Raw genomic sequence first — 16501 nt, 5'->3', positions numbered from 1 at the left:
GGCCGCAGCCGGGGCGGTCGGTCATAATCGCGCACATGGTCGAAGCGTCTACGCAAGCCCACCCCGTGACGGCGGAACCGGGCGCTGCCGTGCGCCGCGAGGTGGGCGCGGCGGGCGTCATCGCGGCCGCGGTCATCGTCGCCAACCTGATCGGGGCGGTGGTGTGGGCGCTGCTCGCGCCGGCCGAACAGCTGCTCGTGGTGCAGCCGGGACGAGGCGCGGCGCTCACCGGGGAGAGCGCGCACCGGTTCGACGCGGTGGCGATCTTCGTCTGCGTGGGCGCGGTGATCGGGCTGGTCTCGGCGGTGGGCGCATGGCGGTGGCGGCGGGTGCGCGGGCCCATCGCGTTCGCGGGCCTGCTGTTCGGATCGCTGGCGGGCGGCTGGCTGATGGCACTGCTCGGCCAGTACATCGCCGATGCGAACCATCCGCGCCCCACCGATCCGCCGGTGGGTCAGATCGTGGCCCTGCCGCCGGAGGTCGGCACCTGGCTCGCCCTGGTGCCGCAGCCGTTGATCGCGGCGCTGGTGGTGTTGTTCCTGGCCGCGCTGAGTTCGTCGGAGGATCTGGGGACCGGGTACGCGGGACCGGTGGGGGCGTCGCGACCGGTGCCGGATTACGCCGACGACCCCGCGGCGGTGTACGACCCGTACCGGGTGCCCGCGAACCCCGGGGTCTACGGTGCGCCGCTTCAGCCCGGTGCGCAGCGGCCGGAGACGCTGCCGGAACGGGATTCGTCGAACTGACGCCCGCGGTGCGCGGGCCTGCCCGGTCGAATCGGTTGTTGGCCCAACCGTTGCCGTGTGTTCGGCCGAGTAGCTACCTGCCGACCCTAGAATTGGTGCATACGCTGGACTTTCAGGGGAGGCGAGCCATGCCGTTCTCCGATGGCGGGATCGTCGTCGAGGAACTCGACGAACGGTTCTGGCAGGTGGCCGAACCGTTGGAGTACCACGGCGCCACCGAGCGATTCGTGGTGCCCGCGGGTTTCCGCACCGATTTCGCCTCGGTGCCGCGCCCGGTCGTGTGGTTGATCCCGCGCTACGGCGCGTACACGAAAGCCGCCATCCTGCACGACTATCTGCTGAGTTCCGGCGTGGTGAGCGCCGCCGATGCCGACGGCATCTTCCGCCGCACCCTGGGTGAGCTCGGGGTGTCGGTGCCGCGCCGCTGGATGATGTGGGCGGCCGTGCGTTTCGCCAGCCGGTTGCGCGGCGCCACCGCAGGCGATATTGCGCGGTTCCTGCTCGTCGCGGTGCTGTCGGTGCTGTTCCTGGCCGTCCCGGTGACGGTGGTGACGGTGTATCTGATCCTGTTCTGGTTCATCGAGTTGATCGCCTGGGCGATCCACCGATCGACCCACCGTCCACCCGAACCGGCTCCTACGCCGGATATGAAATCGGCCTGACCCCGCAACGGTCCGCGTCGCGAATCGCACGGGGCGGTCGGCCCGCCGCGACAAACCGCTGGCCCGGCCCGACCGCACCCGCCTACGGTGGCACGGCATTCATCCGGGGCGACAGCGTTACACGAGTGCGTCGCCACGCGTGAGTAGCCGCGCATCGCCGAGAGGAGGTGAACCCATGCGCAGCACCACCCCAGCGGCTGCCGGCGACTCGGCGTCGCGCGCCGGCGGACAGGCATGGGAGCGACCCGACCTGACCGCCTGGCGCAGGCGCCACGCCCTCCGCAGTTCCAACGCCGCCCGGCCACTGCCGAACAAGCGGCGCTACCGGCGCGAACGCAAACACGCGAAAGCCGATCACCAGTAGGGGAATTCGGCCGGTGCGCGGCTGCTCCTAGCCTTCGGGATAGAACAGGAACAGCGTGCAGCCGGTCGTTGTCGCGGGCACATGCCAGGTGCCCGCCGGTGCGTGCAGGAAGGTGCCCGCCGGATAGTCGCGGGCCCCGTCGTTGAACGTACCCGCCACGACGAACACTTCCTCCGGGCCGGGTTCGTGCACGTCGCGCCGCGGCCAGGAGGCGCCGGGATCCATCTCCAGCACGTTCGCGTGTGCCCCGTCCGGCCCGCGCCACAGCGGCCGGAGCCGGATGCCGGGAAAGAGTTCACGCACAGGCGCGTCGTCGACGGATACGGACGTGTAGCCCTGCTGGGCCAGGATTTCCGAATGCATGCCACCCACCCTGCCGGGCCATCGGGCCGGCACACCAGTGGCGGTAAAGACACCATAGGGTATTTTCCTGCCATGCATCGCGTCGTCGCTCTGGTGCGGCCGGTCCAGTCCACATTCGAGCTCGGTTGCGCGGCCGAGGTCTTCGGCACCGCGCGGGCCGGGATTCCGCAGCGCTACGAATTCCTGGTCTGCGCGGAGAAACCCGGGTCGGTGCCCACCTCGGCCGGATACTCGATGTCGGTCGCGCACGGGCTGTCGGCGCTGCGGTCGGCGGATACGGTCATCATTCCGGGATGGGCGCCCGTCGAGGCGCCGTTACCGGAGCGGGTGCGCCGGGCACTGCTGGCCGCGCACCGCAGGGGTGCGCGGCTGGTGACGATCTGTTCGGGGGTGTTCGCTCTGGCCCGCACCGGGCTGCTGGACGGTCGCGAGGCCACCACGCACTGGGCGCGGGCCGCCCAGCTGGCGCGGGAGTTCCCGGCCGTGCGGGTGCAGCCCGACGTGCTCTATGTCGACCACGGTGACGTCGCCACCAGCGCGGGCGCGGGCGCGGGCATCGACCTGTGCCTGCACCTGGTCCGCAAGGATCACGGCGCCGCGCACGCGGCCCTGGTGGCCCGCCATATGGTGATGCCGCCGCACCGCGACGGCGGCCAACTCCAGTACGCGCCCGCCCCGCCGCCGGAGGACGCCCTCGACGGACTGCTGGAATGGGCGGCCGCGCACCTGGACACCCCGCTGTCGGTCGCGGATCTGGCCGCGCACCTGAATGTTTCGCCGCGCACCCTGGCCCGGCGATTCACCGAACAGCTCGGCACCGGCCCGGGTGCCTGGTTACTGGCACGGCGCGTGGCCGAAGCTCGTACCCTGCTCGAACAGACTGATCTGCCGGTAGAGGCGATCGCGGCCCGCGTCGGCCTGTCCTCGGCGGTGAACCTGCGCCGCCACTTCCGCACCCACGTCGGTACGACGCCGGGCGCCTACCGCCGGGCCTTCCGCACCGGGTGAACCGCCGCCGACTGGTCGGGCAGGCCCCGTCCGGAGTCGGCTGCCGGTCCACGCCGAAACACGGCTGTGTGCCGCTCAGGTCGGTGGGCGCAGCGCGGCGAACTCGTCGGTGACGCGGAGTTCGGAGTCGGTGAAGCGGTAGACGGCGGCGGGGCGCCCACCGGCGCGGCCGGGAGCGGCGGTCTCGCCGGTGGGGGTGATCACCTTGCGGCGGCTGAGGACTCGTTGCAGGTTCGTCGTGTCGACGTCGTATCCGAGTGCCACGCAATAGATTTCGCGCAACGTCGACATGGTGAAGGTATCCGGGGCGAGCGCGAAGGCGATATTGGTGTAGGAAAGCTTGGCGGCCAACCGAGTTCGCGCATGGTCGACGACGATGCCGTGATCGAAGGACATGTTCGGCAGTGCCGTCACCGGATGCCAGGCGGTGTCGGAGGGCAGTTGCGGATCGGCGGTCAACGGCACCAGGCCCAGGTAGGCCGAGGCGATGCGGCGCGGCGGCGGCACCCGGTCGGGGGCGCTGAACACCGACAGCTGCTCGAGATGGGTCAGCTCGCGCACATCGACCTTCTCGGCCAGCTGCCTGCGGGCCGAGAAATCCAGGTCCTCGTCGTCGCGCAACCGGCCACCGGGTAGCGACCAGGTGCCCGCCTGCGGGTCGAGCGCCCGCTGCCACAGCAACACCGCCAATTCGGTCCGTTGACCAGGAGTGCGCCGCCCGCTACGCCCGCCAGAACCCGAGTCACCGCTCTGACCTGTGGAGATGTCGGCAGGGAAGCGGCGAACCTGGAACACCGCGGTGAGCGATTCATGGATGGTGCTACTATGGGCCATGTTTTCGATCATAAGTCGAAAACATGGTGTGGTGCGAATCGGCGGCGATGCCGGCTCGCACGAAGGAAGGAGCCGTCATGGCGACGATGGGAGCTGAACTCGCCCCCGCACTGTTGGAGCGGGTCACCGACACCCCGTCGGGATTCGCCGGGGTCGACGCGACACCCGAGTGGGCGAGCGAGGTCAAACGCCTCGCCAGGATGCGCAACGCGACCATCCTCGCGCACAACTACCAGCTGCCCGAGATCCAGGACGTGGCCGACCACGTCGGTGACTCGCTGGCGCTGTCCCGGATCGCGGCCGAAGCACCCGAGGACACCATCGTGTTCTGCGGCGTGCACTTCATGGCCGAGACCGCCAAGATCCTCAGCCCTGACAAGACCGTCCTGATCCCGGATCAGCGCGCGGGCTGCTCGCTGGCCGATTCGATCACCGCCGACGAGCTGCGCGAGTGGAAGGCCGAGCACCCGGGTGCGGTCGTGGTGTCGTATGTGAACACCACCGCCGCGGTGAAGGCCCTCACCGACATCTGCTGCACCTCCTCCAACGCCGTCGACGTGGTTGCCTCCATCGACCCCGGCCGCGAGGTGCTGTTCCTGCCGGACCAGTTCCTCGGCGCGCACGTCAAGCGCGTCACCGGCCGGGAGAACATGCACATCTGGGCGGGCGAATGCCACGTGCACGCCGGCATCAACGGCGACGAACTCCAGGAACAGGCGCGCACCCACCCGGACGCCGAGCTGTTCGTGCACCCCGAATGCGGGTGCGCCACCTCGGCGCTGTACCTGGCGGGCGAGGGCTCGTTCCCGGCCGACCGGGTGCACATCCTGTCCACCGGCGGCATGATCGACGCGGCCAAGGCGGCCAAGTCGAATCAGGTGCTGGTGGCCACCGAGGTCGGCATGCTGCACCAGCTGCGCAAGGCCGCGCCCGGCATCGACTTCCAGGCCGTCAACGACCGCGCGGCCTGTAAGTACATGAAGATGATCACCCCGGCAGCCCTGCTGCGCAGCCTCGCCGAGAACACCGACGAGGTGCACGTCGATCCGGAAACCGCGGCTCTGGCCCGCAATTCGGTGCAGCGCATGATCGAGATCGGTAATCCCGGCGGCGGGGAGTAAGCCCGGCATCGCGGCCGCGTGCCGATATCGCCGCCACGGCGCGCGATGCGGCGCCGGCCGCGGGAACCGCGAATGCGGGAAGAAGGTAGGAACGGGATGGGCTTCGACTGGACCGCGGACGCGGATTTCGTCGTCATCGGAGGTGGGGTCGCGGGGCTGACCGCGGCCCGCGCGGCGTCCCAGCGTGGGCTGCGGGTGCTGGTGCTCAGCAAGGGCGGGCCGACCGACACCTCCACCCAGTACGCGCAGGGCGGCATCGCCGTGGTTGCGCCGTACGGGGATTCGGTCGAATCGCATGTGCGTGACACGATCGACGCGGGCGGCGGTCTCTGTGATGTCGCGGCGGTCGAGTCGATCGTTGCCGGCGGTCAGGACGCTGTCGCCGCGCTGACGGATCTGGGCGCCGTCTTCGACCTCGGCCGCGACGGGCAGATATCGCGCACCCGCGAGGGCGGGCACAGCACCCGCCGGATCATCCACGCCGGCGGTGACGCCACCGGCGCGGAGGTGCAGCGGGCGTTGAACGCGGCGGGGCTGCCGGTGCTGTTCCGCACCGCCGCCCTGCGGATCGTCACCGGAGATCGCGGCGTGCGCGGGGTGATCGCGGTGTCGGAGCGCGGGATCGGCGCGGTGCACGCGCCCGCCGTGCTGCTGGCCACCGGCGGGCTCGGTCAGCTCTACGCGCTGAGCACCAATCCGCCGGGTGCCACCGCCGACGGCATCGCGCTCGCCCTGTGGGCCGGCGCCGAGGTGGCGGACCTGGAGTTCGTGCAGTTCCATCCCACGGTGCTGCACACGCCGGGCGGGCTCGGCCGCAGGCCGCTCATCAGTGAAGCGGTGCGCGGCGAGGGTGCGGTGCTGGTCGATGCGCGAGGCGAGTCGGTCACCGCCGGTGTGCATCCGCTCGGTGATCTCGCGCCCCGCGATGTGGTCTCGCGCGCCATCGCCGACCGCATGCGACAGCTGGGGGAGGATCACGTCTATCTCGACGCGCGCGCCGTCGAGGGTTTCACCCGGCGCTTCCCGACGATCACCGCCTCCTGCCTGGCGGCCGGGATCGACCCGCGTACCGAGCTGATCCCGGTGGCACCGGCGGCTCACTACCAGTGTGGTGGCGTCGTCACCGACGTGTGCGGCCGCACCTCGGTGCCGGGGCTGTACGCGGCGGGGGAGGTGGCGCGCACCGGTCTGCACGGGGCGAACCGTCTGGCCTCCAACAGCTTGCTGGAGGGCCTGGTGGTGGGCGAACGCGCGGGAGCCGCCGCAGTGGCGCGCCTGGGCGAACCGACCGGCTTCACCTTCGGTGCGAGAGTCGAGGCCCCCGCGGCACCACGGGAACTCGTGCAGCGGATGATGACCACGCACGCGGGCGTCGTGCGCGACGCCGCAGGCCTCACAGCGGCACTCGATGCCCTGGGAAGGGCTGCGCGCGGTACGGAAGATTCGCCGCTCACTCCTGACTCGACGGTGATGGATGCGTTTGCGCCGGAGCAGCTTGCGGCAGGCGCCGACGCGGATGCGGCCGGTCGCTCCGAACTGCTGGCCCGGCGCATCGCCGCGTTCGAGGACGCGGCCCTCACCGTCACCGCGCGCGCTCTGCTGCTCGCGGCGGCGGCGCGGGAGGAGAGCCGGGGCTGCCACACCCGTTCCGATCACCCGGTGCCGGTCGATGCCGCCCGCGCCAGCACAGCGATCCGGCTGGGGCCGGACGGCAACCCGTCTTCGACGCCACTGACCGTGCCGGTCACCACCGGATAGCGCCCGCCGGTGACACAAGGCGGCCGAACCCGTGCCGCCGTGGGCCATTCGGCCGCCACAGACATGAGAGTAGGAGTTCGTAATGGGTTTGGATGCGGGGTTGGACCGCGAGGAAGTGCGCACGCTGATCCGCACCGCGCTGGACGAGGACCTGTGCTACGGCCCGGACGTGACGACCGTCGCGACGGTCCCCGAGGACGCGGTGGTGAAGGCCTCGGTGGTCTCGCGGCAGCCGGGGACGGTGGCCGGGATCGATGTCGGGTTGCTGGTACTCGACGAGGTCATCGGCGCGGGCAACTACGAGGTCGCCGAGCGGGTGGCCGATGGCACCCGCGTCACGCCGGGCGACGCCGTGCTGAGCATCGTCGCACCGACTCGCGGGCTGCTCACCGCTGAACGCACCATGCTGAACCTGCTGTGCCACCTGTCCGGCATCGCCACCGCCACCGCCGCCTGGGTGGACGCCGTCTCCGGCACCGAATGCCGTATCCGCGACAGCCGCAAGACCCTGCCCGGTCTGCGGGCTCTGCAGAAGTACGCGGTGCGGGTGGGTGGCGGCGTCAATCATCGGATGGGCCTCGGGGACGCCGCCCTCATCAAGGACAACCACGTCGTCGCCGCCGGTTCGGTGGTCGAGGCGCTGCGCGCGGTCCGCGAACTCGCCCCCGATATCGCCTGCGAGGTGGAGGTCGACAGCCTCGAACAGCTCGACGCGGTGCTCGCCGAGGACGTGGAGCTGGTGCTGCTGGACAACTTCCCGCTCTGGCAGACCCAGGCCGCGGTTCAGCGCCGCAACGCCACCGCACCCCGCACGAAACTGGAGTCCTCCGGCGGCCTCACCCTCGATGTGGCCGCCGAGTACGCCCGCACCGGTGTCGACTTCCTCGCCGTCGGTGCGCTCACCCACTCGGTGACGGTGCTGGATCTCGGCCTGGATATGTAGGCCCGGCGCCCGGTCAGTGCACCGCGGGCGCCGACTCGCTCCAGAACTCTTTGCGCAGTTCGCGTTTGAGGATCTTGCCCGCCCCCGAAACGGGCAGGGAGTCCACGAACGCGACACTGCGGGGGATCTTGTAGTTCGCGATCAGGCTCTTGCAGTGCTCACGCACGGTGTCGGAGTCCAGTTCGGCGCCCGGCTGCCGGACGATGACCGCGTGCACCCGTTCGCCCCACTGGTCGTCGGGTACCCCGATCACGGCGCAGGCGGCGACGGACGGGTGGGCCGCCACCGCGTTTTCGACCTCCACCGAATACACGTTCTCGCCGCCGGTGATGATCATGTCCTTGATCCGGTCGACGATGAACACATAGCCCTGCTCGTCCATCCGGCCGCCGTCACCGGTGTGCATCCAGCCGTCGCGGATCGCCTCGGCGGTCGCTTCGGGCTTGTTCCAATAGCCGAGCATCACGTTGTCACCACGCGCGACCACCTCACCGACCGCACCGCGCGGCACCTCCGCGCCGGTCTCGTCGACGACCTTGACCTCCACGTGCGGCGCCGCCCGGCCGGCCGAGCGACGCAGTTCCGGGCGCAGATGGTCGGCCGGGGAGAGCAGTGTGGCGATCGGCGAGAGTTCGGTCATGCCGTAGGCCTGGGTGAAACCGGCGTCCGGGAACATCGCCATCGCCCGTTCCAGCACGGCCTCCGCAATCGGTGAGGCGCCGTAGATCAGATGCCGCACACTGCTGAGATCATGCGAGGCGGCGGCCGGATCGTCGACCAGCATCTGGATCATGGTCGGCACCAGTAGTGCGTCGGTGATCCGTTGCCCGGCCATGGTTTCCAGTACGCCGGCGGGCGTGAAGGCCGGGACGAACACGTGCGTCGCGTCGGCCAGGTTGCCGCAGGTCCACAGGGCGAAATCGGCCAGATGGAACATCGGCGCGGCGTGCAGCAGGCGTCCGGCGCGAGAGAGTACGTGGCCGGTGGACAGCGAGCCCAGCGCCGAGGTGACCAGATTGTCGTGGCTGAGCATGACGCCCTTGGGGTGACCGGTGGTGCCGCCGGTGTAGAAGATGCCGAGCAGGGTGTCGCCGCCGGTGCGGGTGTCGGGCACGGGTTCGTGGCCCGCGATCAGTTCTTCGTAGTCGACGGTGTCCGGCGGTGCGTCGCCGTCACCGATGAAGATCACCGTGCGCAGCCGGTCGAAGGCCTCGCGGATCGGCGCGATCATCGGCGCGAACGCATCGTCGACCAGTAGCACGGTGGTGTCCGAATCCTGCAGCGAGTAGACGATTTCCGCGACGCTCCAGCGGATGTTCACCGGATTGGCGACCGCGCCGAGCCACGGCACCGCCAGGTAGTACTCGTGGTAGCGATCGCTGTTCAACGCCAGGATCCCCACGCGCTCGCCCTGTCGCACCCCGAGCGCATTCAGCGCGCCGGCCAACCGCGCGACCCGATCCGCCGACTCGGCGACGGTGCGCACCCGGTCGCCGCAGATCGTGGCTATCTCGCCGGGCCGCTGCTGTAGCGCGCGATGCAGGGATTGCGTGAGGTACATCGTGTCCTCCTGGAGCAGGTGATCAGAGTGCGACCTAGGTCACACCAGGCAGTGTAAGTAAACGACTGATAGGTGTAAAGATCCGTCACGTGGGCTGGGTGGAGCACTTTTTCAGTATTGACACCGGTACTCCTGCTGGTGCAACCATGTAAGTGAATTGCTGATAGCTGATTGGAGAAAGGCTATGGGAGTCACGACCCTCGTCGCCGGTGTCGGGATGATCCCGTTCACCACCCCGCGCACGAGCCAGACCTACGACGTGATGGGTGAACGCGCGGTGCGCGCCGCACTGATCGACGCCGGCATCGACTACACCGCCGTCCAGCAGGCCTATGCGGGCTACGTCTACGGCGATTCCACCTCCGGTCAGGCCGCGCTGTACCGGGTCGGCGTCACCGGTATCCCGGTGGTCAACGTCAACAACAACTGCTCGACCGGCTCGTCGGCGCTGTTCCTGGCCAGGCAGGCCATCGAGCACGGCGTCGCCGATGTGGTGCTCGCGGTGGGGTTCGAACAGATGCAGCGCGGTGCGCTCACCATGTCCTACACCGATCGGCCGAGCCCGTTCGACAGTTTCGGCGCCGTCGTCGACCGCCTCCAGGGTGGCAGCGACGCACCGTTCGCGGCGCAGTACTTCGGCGGCGCCGGCCGCGAGTACGCCGACAGATACGGCATGGATCCGGCGGTGTTCGCCCAGATCGCGGTCAAGGCGCGCAAGCACGCGGCCCATAACCCGTTCGCGGTGTTCCGCGACCCGTTGACCGTCGAGCAGGTGCTGGCCGCACCGCGGATCTACGGACCGCTCACCCGATTGCAGTGCTGCCCGCCCACCTGCGGAGCGGCCGCGGCAGTGCTGGTGAGCGCGGAGTACGCACGCAAGCACGGGCTGCGCCGCGACGTCGCGATCGCCGCGCAGGCCATGACCACCGACGGTCCCGCGACCTTCGACAGCGATTCGATGATCGATATCGTCGGCGCCGATATGGCCCGCTCGGCCGCGCAGCAGGTGTACGAGCGCGCGGGCATCGGGCCCGAGGACATCCGCGTGGTCGAGCTGCACGACTGCTTCACCACCAACGAACTTCTCACCTACGAGGCACTCGGACTCACCCCGGAGGGGACGGCCGAGAAGTTCATCGCCGACGGGGACAACACCTACGGCGGCCGGGTCGTCACCAACCCGTCGGGTGGGCTGCTGTCGAAGGGGCATCCGCTGGGCGCGACCGGTCTGGCCCAATGCGCCGAACTGGTGTGGCAGCTGCGGGGCGAGGCCGAGCAGCGTCAGGTGGACGATGCGCGGGTCGCCTTGCAACACAACATCGGCCTCGGCGGCGCCGCCGTCGTCACCCTGTACCAGAAGGTGGGCTGACCCATGCCGCTCGACCCCGCCGTCATCGCCCTCTGACCTTCGCACGTAAGGAGATTCACCATGGGAAATCTGGACAACAAGGTCGCCATCGTCTCCGGCTCCGGCCGCGGCATCGGCCGCGAGATCGCGCTGAAGTTCGCCGCGCAGGGAGCGCGCGTGGTCGTCAACGATCTCGATGCCGAACCGGCGAAGGAGACCGTCGCCGCCATCGAGGCCGCGGGCGGCCAGGCGGTGGCGGTGCCCGGCAGCGTCACCGATGAGGACTTCGCGCAGCGCTTCGTCGCCACCGCCGTCGACACCTACGGCGGCCTCGACATCATCGTCAACAATGCCGGCTACACCTGGGATTCGGTGATCCAGAAGATGACCGACGAGCAGTGGGACGCCATCCTGGACGTGCACCTCAAGGCGCCGTTCCGGATCTTGCGGGCCGCCCAGCCGGTGATCGCCGGTCTGGTGAAGCGAGCCAAGGAGGCGGGCGAGCCGGTGCCGTGCCGGAAGGTGGTCAACATTTCGTCGATGGCGGGCACCGGAGGCAATGCCGGACAGTCCAATTACTCCGCCGCCAAGGCGGGTGTGCTCGGCCTGACCAAGACCCTGGCGAAGGAATGGGGTCGCTACAACGTCACCGTCAACGCGGTCGCGTTCGGGCTCATCAAGACCCGGCTCACCGAAGCGCCTGCCGACGGCAGCAGCACCATCGACGTGCAGGGCCGGGAGCTGAAAGTCGGCGTCAACCCCGATCTGCTGGCGGCGATGGAACACTCGATCCCGCTGGGCCGGGCGGGCACCCCGGTCGAAGCGGCCGGTGCGGTGTACTTGCTGTGCACCCCGGAATCCGATTACATCAGCGGCCAGACACTCGTCTGCGGTGGCGGGTTCAACGTCTGACGATGCGGGAGGAGCGGGCAGTGATCGCGAGCCGAGCCGAGCCGACGCAGGTGGCCCGGCCGGCTCGCGGCACTCGCCCGGCCAACCGGCGCGACCTGATCCTCGCCGCGGCCGCCGACCTGTACTTCCGGCGCGGCTACGCAGGTGTGTCGATGCGCGATGTCGCCGACGCGGTCGCCATCGGGCCGTCGGCACTGTATCGCCACTTCACCGGCAAACAGGACCTGCTGTATGCCGTCGTGGCCGGCGCGCTGACCACGGTGGAAGCCGCCCTCGACGGCCTCGCCGCCGATCCGAGCGCCGATCCGGCCGTCATCCTGGCCGAGACCATGCTGGAGCATCGCGGTGCCGGGGTGCTCTGGCACGCCGAGGCCAGGCATCTGAGCGGTGCGGCGCGCACCGAGCTACGCCATCGGTTGCGCGGCATCGGTGCCCGGCTGGCCGAGATCCTGCGACGCGCCCGGCCCGAACTCGGGCACGCCGAGGCCGATTACCTGTCGTGGTGTGTCCTCGGTGTCACCACCAGCGCGTCCTGTTACCACCTCGAGCTGCCGAAGGAGCGCTTCGTCGCCTTGATCGCCGGTCTCAGCAGGGCGGTCGCGGAGATGCCGATCGCGCCGCTGCCGAGCCCGAGCCGAGCCGATGAGCCCGCGCCGCGGTGGGCGCCGAATCGGCGCGAAGCGATCCTGCGCACCGCCACCACGCTGTTCGCCAGGCACGGATTCGCCGGCGTCGGCAACGACGATATCGGCGCCGCCGTCGGCATCGCGGGCCCGAGCATCTACAACCATTTCGACAGCAAGGCCGACATCCTGGCCACGGCCATGCGCCGCGGGAACGAACTGCTGCGCGCCGATATGATCCGCCAGCTCGGCCGCGCCCGCAGCGCCATCGATGCCGTGCGCCTGCTCATCACGAGCTACTGCGAGTTCGTCTTCGAGTACAACGATCTGATGCGCCTGCTGATCTCGGAGGCCGATCGGCTGCCCGCCGACGATCGCCGCCGCACCCGCCAGGTGCAACGCGAGTACATCGCCGAATGGGCGCAACTGCTGCGGCAGATCCATCCGCACTGGGACGCCGATGAGACCCGCATCCGGATCCACGCGGCGTTCACCGTGGTCAACGACCTCGCGGCGACGCCGCATCTGCGTGCCATCGACACGGTCGCCGAGCCGACGGCCGCCGTCTGCCGCCGAATACTCGACGTCGGTCGATAGGGTCAGAACTCCCGCACCATGGTCTGCTGACGCACCCGCTTGCCCTGGTATCGCACGCCGGGGACGAGTGGCCGGGGGCCGTGCGGCCGAAAACCCATGCGGTCGAAGAACTTCACCGCCCGGGCGTTCTGGACCAACGTCTGTAGATGGCAGCCGGGGGAGTCGACCGAACGCAGGCGGGTGAACCACAACCGCATCATCGCGTCGGCGGCGCCGGTGCCGCGGCCTTCCGGGGCGACATTGATGTGCTCGGAATCGGCGTGCCCCCAGAGGCGTTCGGTGGGCGAACCCGCACCCGCGCGGCCGAACAGCTCGCGGAGTTCGGCGCGGTCGGTTTCCCGGTACGGGCGAGCATCCATGCACCCGACAGTAGTGAACTCCCGGCACGGGTGTGTTCGCCGCGACCGGCCATCGGCTCAGGCGGTCAGTTCCTTTTCGAGCGGGGTGCGGAAGCGGGGAACCGGGCGGACATCGCCGAACCAGGCGCCGATCCGTTCGGCTTCCGCCTCGATCATCGCGATGGCGTCGGACCCGACGTCCTCCAGCAGCCGCAGCGCGATCTCCCCGTTCTTGCGTTGCGCCCAGCCGCCGACGATGCGGCCGTCGCACCAGATGGTCGGTCCGATATTGCCGTTGCGGTCGAACAGGGCGGCGGCGTGGTCGCCGAGGTACCAGGAGCGCGACTGCCAGCCCATCGGCGTGGGATCGAGCGCGGGCAGCAGCGCCACCCATGGTTCGGGTTCGGCCACCGGATCGAGGTCGTCGGTGAGGATCACGCCGGTGCCTTCGTCGAGTTCCACCTCGGTGATGTCGAGGCGCGCCAGTGTCTTTCGCACCTCACCGAGCGTCCACCCGGTCCACCATTTGATATCGCTCACCGGTGCCGGGCCGAACGCGCGCAACCACTGCCGGACCAGTGCGTCGCGGGCGTCGTCGGCGGGCAGGACGGGCACGCCGCCGGGCAGCCACGATTCGATCGGCGACCAGGTGTACTGGCTGCTCGACCAGCTGCCGTTGGGTCGCCCACGCACGATGCGCCCCTCCGCGCCGAGCGTCACCAGCACCCAGGTGGTGATATTCGTCGGACGCGAATACGCCTTCTCCGGTGCGGTATTCACCTGGGTGCGCAGCAGCGGCACATCCTTGCTCAGCTGCGCACCGGTGGCGGCGCCGCGTGCGAGCAGCGCCCGATGCGTGTGCTCCTCGACCGCCGTCCACCAGGACCGCACGTCACCATCACCGATTCCGGCCTGCTCGAGGAATTTTCCGTAGGTGCGGCGCTGCTTATCGGCCAGTGCATCCGCGCACGAGGCCTGCAGGACGGGCACCAGCTCCACCGGCGCCACGAACATGGTGCGCCGCATCGCCAGCATCCGCAGCAACGAACGATCCTCGTACAGCGCCTGTTCGATATCGGCGGGCATGATCCCGTCGCCACGCGCGGCCACCGACAGGAACACCGTCGCCGGATCGGTCGCGTGCAGCACCACCATCGACCGCGCGATATCCGCGACGTCGGCACTGCGCTGTCGGTAGGCCAGCCGATGCCGGACCCCGAGCCGTGCGCGCCGCTGTGCGGTGGTGATCGAACGCATATGCGAATACTAGCGGGCGCCCGGGCCGCCATGCCCGCCCGAAATCGGTGGGCGCGGGCTCGGCGAGGTGGCAGGATCGGCCCGGTGTCCGATTTCATGAGCCCCTCAGCCCTCGCCGATCGCACCGCCGCCGCCGTCGACGCTGCCGTCGGAGCGGGGCGCGACCTCGGTCTCACCGTCACCGAGGCGCGGGTGCTGCACGATCTGTTCTCCGTCGTCGTCCACCTCGCGCCCGCGCCGGTCGTCGCGCGGATACCGACCGTGCTGCCGGCCGGCGGCGGCCTCGACGCGCTGGCCCGGCGGCAACGTTCGGAACTCGACGTGACGCGGTGGCTGGCCGATCAGGGCACGCCCGTCATCGCCCCCAGTTCGCTCGTCCCGGCCGAACCCGTTCGCCGCGACGGGTTCTCGATGACCTTCTGGGAGTACGTCGACGAGCAACCGGACGCCGAACCCGACTACGCGGCGAACTGCGAACGCGTCGCCGACCTGCACGCGGCCCTGCGCGCCTACCCCGGGCAGTTGTCGTTCCTGTCCGCGGCCGAACCGGGGTTCGTCACCGAAGCTCTGGCCGCGCTCGGTACCCGCCCCGACCTTCTCGATGCCACTGATCTGGACCGCGCGCGCCGCGAGTGGTCGATCCTGGAGCCGCTGGTGCGTTCCCGCCCGGCCTTCGAGGAGGCATTTCCCGGGGTCGACCTGCAACCCATCCACGGCGATTCGCCACCGGCGAACATTTTCCCCGGTGTGCGCGGCGACCTGTTCTCCGATTTCGAGCTGGTGACGCTCGGCCCGGTCGAATGGGATCTGGCGGCGCTCGGACCGGAGCTGGAAGCCGCCTACGACCGTGGGGCGCGCCGGCGTGGTCTGCGGCCGTTGAATCCCGAGGCGATGAAGTTCGTCAACGCGGTCGGCATGCTGCGGGTTGTCGCTTACCTCTCGCTGGCACCGCAACTTCCGGTGCTGGTCGACTTCATGAAGCCGGCCATCGACCAGTGGCGGGAGATGCCGTTCGCCGGTGGACTGCGCCGCTGACGATACGGATGCGCGTCGGCCGTCGCGGATGCGGGGATAGCGGCGGCCGTAGGGGCAGGTTCGCGCGCGACGAGCAGGCCTTGACCTGGAGTGCACTCCAGCTCATAACCTGTGCCGTACAGCCTGCCGATCTGAGGAGATCATCGTATGGACCTCGGCTTTCACATTCCGAACTTCGACATCGACGGTGGCCCCGGCGCGATCGCCGGTGAATTGACCAGGGTGGGCGCGGCGGCCGAAGAAGCCGGCGCGACCTGGCTGTCGTTCATGGACCACTACTTCCAGATCCCGCCGACCGGTCTGCCCGCCGAGGCGCACATGCTCGAGGGGTACACCACGCTGGGCTTTCTGGCCGCGCACACCTCGAGTGTGGAACTCGGCCTGCTGGTCACCGGCGTCACCTATCGCCATCCCGGCCTGCTCGCCAAGATCGTCACCACCCTCGACGTGCTCTCCGGCGGCCGCGCCGCCCTCGGCCTCGGCGCCGCCTGGTTCGACCGCGAACACCACGGCCTCGGCGTGCCCTACCCGCCGATCTCCGAACGCTTCGAACGGCTCGAGGAAGCTCTGCGCATCTGCGCGCAGATGTGGGACCCCGACAACAACGGCCCCTTCGACGGCAAGCACTACCAGCTGGCCGAAACCCTGTGCTCCCCACAGCCTCTGCACCGGCCCACCGTCCTCATCGGTGGCGGCGGCGAACGCAAGACCCTGCGCCTGGTCGCGCAGTACGGCGATGCCTGCAACCTCTTCGCCACCTCACCCGCCGAGGTGGAACACAAGCTCGACGTCCTGCGCCGCCATTGCGACGACGTGGGCCGTGACTACAGCACGATCCGCACAACCATCATGGCCGACCGCTCTTACGCCACCCCCGACACCCGCGACGAATTCGTCCGCGCCATGGCCGATTACGCGAAACTCGGCGTCGATGCCGTGATGGCCATTCCGCTCACCGGCTCCCCGGCCAAGTGGATCGACGGGCTGGCCCCGATCGTCCCGCAACTCGCCGACCTCGGGTGAGGGGGCGG

17 protein-coding genes are annotated in these 16501 nt (G+C 69.7%); 12 read left to right on the top strand and 5 right to left on the bottom strand.

Annotation, left to right across the window (positions count from 1 at the left end; all coding sequences use genetic code 11):
- Positions 1-35: 35 nt before the first annotated feature.
- From AC5W7N_RS22675 to AC5W7N_RS22665, 3 genes are all read left to right on the top strand, one after another.
- The gene (locus AC5W7N_RS22675) at positions 36-746 is read left to right on the top strand and encodes a DUF2567 domain-containing protein (RefSeq protein WP_195021036.1); all 711 of its coding nucleotides are present in this window, start codon (positions 36-38) and stop codon (positions 744-746) included.
- Positions 747-874: 128 nt separating this feature from the next.
- Complete coding sequence (locus tag AC5W7N_RS22670) at positions 875-1408, top strand: DUF1353 domain-containing protein (RefSeq protein WP_163816495.1); 534 nt, start codon at positions 875-877, stop codon at positions 1406-1408.
- 175 nt (positions 1409-1583) lie between these two features.
- Positions 1584-1772 carry a hypothetical protein gene (locus AC5W7N_RS22665; protein WP_195021035.1) on the top strand — a complete coding sequence of 63 codons (189 nt, stop codon included), beginning with the start codon at positions 1584-1586 and terminating at the stop codon, positions 1770-1772.
- Between the two features lie 27 nt (positions 1773-1799).
- On the opposite strand, the gene AC5W7N_RS22660 is transcribed toward AC5W7N_RS22665, so the two are convergent.
- Entirely contained in the window at positions 1800-2135 is a 336-nt protein-coding gene (locus tag AC5W7N_RS22660) for a cupin domain-containing protein (RefSeq protein WP_194990710.1), read from the bottom strand.
- Between the two features lie 72 nt (positions 2136-2207).
- Between AC5W7N_RS22660 and AC5W7N_RS22655 the strand changes: the two genes are divergently transcribed.
- Positions 2208-3143, top strand: a complete 936-nt coding sequence (locus tag AC5W7N_RS22655) for a GlxA family transcriptional regulator (protein WP_495922118.1) — start codon at positions 2208-2210, stop codon at positions 3141-3143.
- A 75-nt stretch (positions 3144-3218) separates the two neighbouring features.
- Here the strand turns inward: AC5W7N_RS22655 and AC5W7N_RS22650 are convergent, their stop codons facing one another.
- A complete protein-coding gene (locus AC5W7N_RS22650) occupies positions 3219-3977 on the bottom strand; it encodes an NUDIX hydrolase (protein ID WP_495922117.1) in 759 nt (252 codons plus the stop codon).
- A 77-nt stretch (positions 3978-4054) separates the two neighbouring features.
- Between AC5W7N_RS22650 and nadA the strand changes: the two genes are divergently transcribed.
- From nadA to nadC, 3 genes are all read left to right on the top strand, one after another.
- The gene (gene nadA / locus AC5W7N_RS22645) at positions 4055-5098 is read left to right on the top strand and encodes a quinolinate synthase NadA (RefSeq protein ID WP_163816484.1); all 1044 of its coding nucleotides are present in this window, start codon (positions 4055-4057) and stop codon (positions 5096-5098) included.
- Between the two features lie 96 nt (positions 5099-5194).
- Positions 5195-6856 (top strand): L-aspartate oxidase, encoded by a 1662-nt coding sequence (locus AC5W7N_RS22640; RefSeq protein ID WP_495922116.1) that lies wholly within the window; start codon positions 5195-5197, stop codon positions 6854-6856.
- Positions 6857-6938: 82 nt separating this feature from the next.
- Positions 6939-7799 (top strand): carboxylating nicotinate-nucleotide diphosphorylase, encoded by an 861-nt coding sequence (nadC, locus tag AC5W7N_RS22635; RefSeq protein ID WP_495922115.1) that lies wholly within the window; start codon positions 6939-6941, stop codon positions 7797-7799.
- A 13-nt stretch (positions 7800-7812) separates the two neighbouring features.
- Here nadC and AC5W7N_RS22630 read toward each other — a convergent pair whose 3' ends face one another.
- Positions 7813-9360 carry a long-chain-fatty-acid--CoA ligase gene (locus AC5W7N_RS22630; protein WP_195021032.1) on the bottom strand — a complete coding sequence of 516 codons (1548 nt, stop codon included), beginning with the start codon at positions 9358-9360 and terminating at the stop codon, positions 7813-7815.
- A 184-nt stretch (positions 9361-9544) separates the two neighbouring features.
- On the opposite strand from AC5W7N_RS22630, the gene AC5W7N_RS22625 reads away from it, so the two are divergent.
- The 3 genes from AC5W7N_RS22625 to AC5W7N_RS22615 are packed head-to-tail and all read left to right on the top strand — an operon-like array spanning position 9545 to position 12840.
- Complete coding sequence (locus AC5W7N_RS22625; RefSeq protein WP_163816476.1) at positions 9545-10729, top strand: lipid-transfer protein; 1185 nt, start codon at positions 9545-9547, stop codon at positions 10727-10729.
- Between the two features lie 60 nt (positions 10730-10789).
- Positions 10790-11620: an SDR family NAD(P)-dependent oxidoreductase gene (locus AC5W7N_RS22620; RefSeq protein ID WP_163816474.1), complete on the top strand. Its 831-nt coding sequence runs from the start codon at positions 10790-10792 to the stop codon at positions 11618-11620.
- A gap of 20 nt (positions 11621-11640) precedes the next feature.
- Entirely contained in the window at positions 11641-12840 is a 1200-nt protein-coding gene (locus tag AC5W7N_RS22615) for a TetR/AcrR family transcriptional regulator (protein ID WP_495922114.1), read from the top strand.
- Positions 12841-12842: 2 nt separating this feature from the next.
- Here AC5W7N_RS22615 and AC5W7N_RS22610 read toward each other — a convergent pair whose 3' ends face one another.
- Positions 12843-13199 carry a GNAT family N-acetyltransferase gene (locus AC5W7N_RS22610; RefSeq protein ID WP_490724902.1) on the bottom strand — a complete coding sequence of 119 codons (357 nt, stop codon included), beginning with the start codon at positions 13197-13199 and terminating at the stop codon, positions 12843-12845.
- Positions 13200-13256: 57 nt separating this feature from the next.
- Positions 13257-14435, bottom strand: a complete 1179-nt coding sequence (locus AC5W7N_RS22605) for a winged helix DNA-binding domain-containing protein (protein ID WP_490724901.1) — start codon at positions 14433-14435, stop codon at positions 13257-13259.
- Positions 14436-14519: 84 nt separating this feature from the next.
- Here AC5W7N_RS22605 and AC5W7N_RS22600 point away from each other — a divergent pair, with 84 nt between their 5' ends.
- Complete coding sequence (locus AC5W7N_RS22600; RefSeq protein WP_495922113.1) at positions 14520-15470, top strand: phosphotransferase; 951 nt, start codon at positions 14520-14522, stop codon at positions 15468-15470.
- 147 nt (positions 15471-15617) lie between these two features.
- Complete coding sequence (locus AC5W7N_RS22595) at positions 15618-16493, top strand: LLM class F420-dependent oxidoreductase (protein WP_163816463.1); 876 nt, start codon at positions 15618-15620, stop codon at positions 16491-16493.
- Positions 16494-16501 lie beyond the last annotated feature (8 nt).

This window comes from Nocardia sp. CDC519, assembly GCF_059509835.1.
The sequence above is the reverse complement of the archived record's forward strand: the minus strand, read 5'-3'. Positions and strand labels throughout refer to the sequence as shown.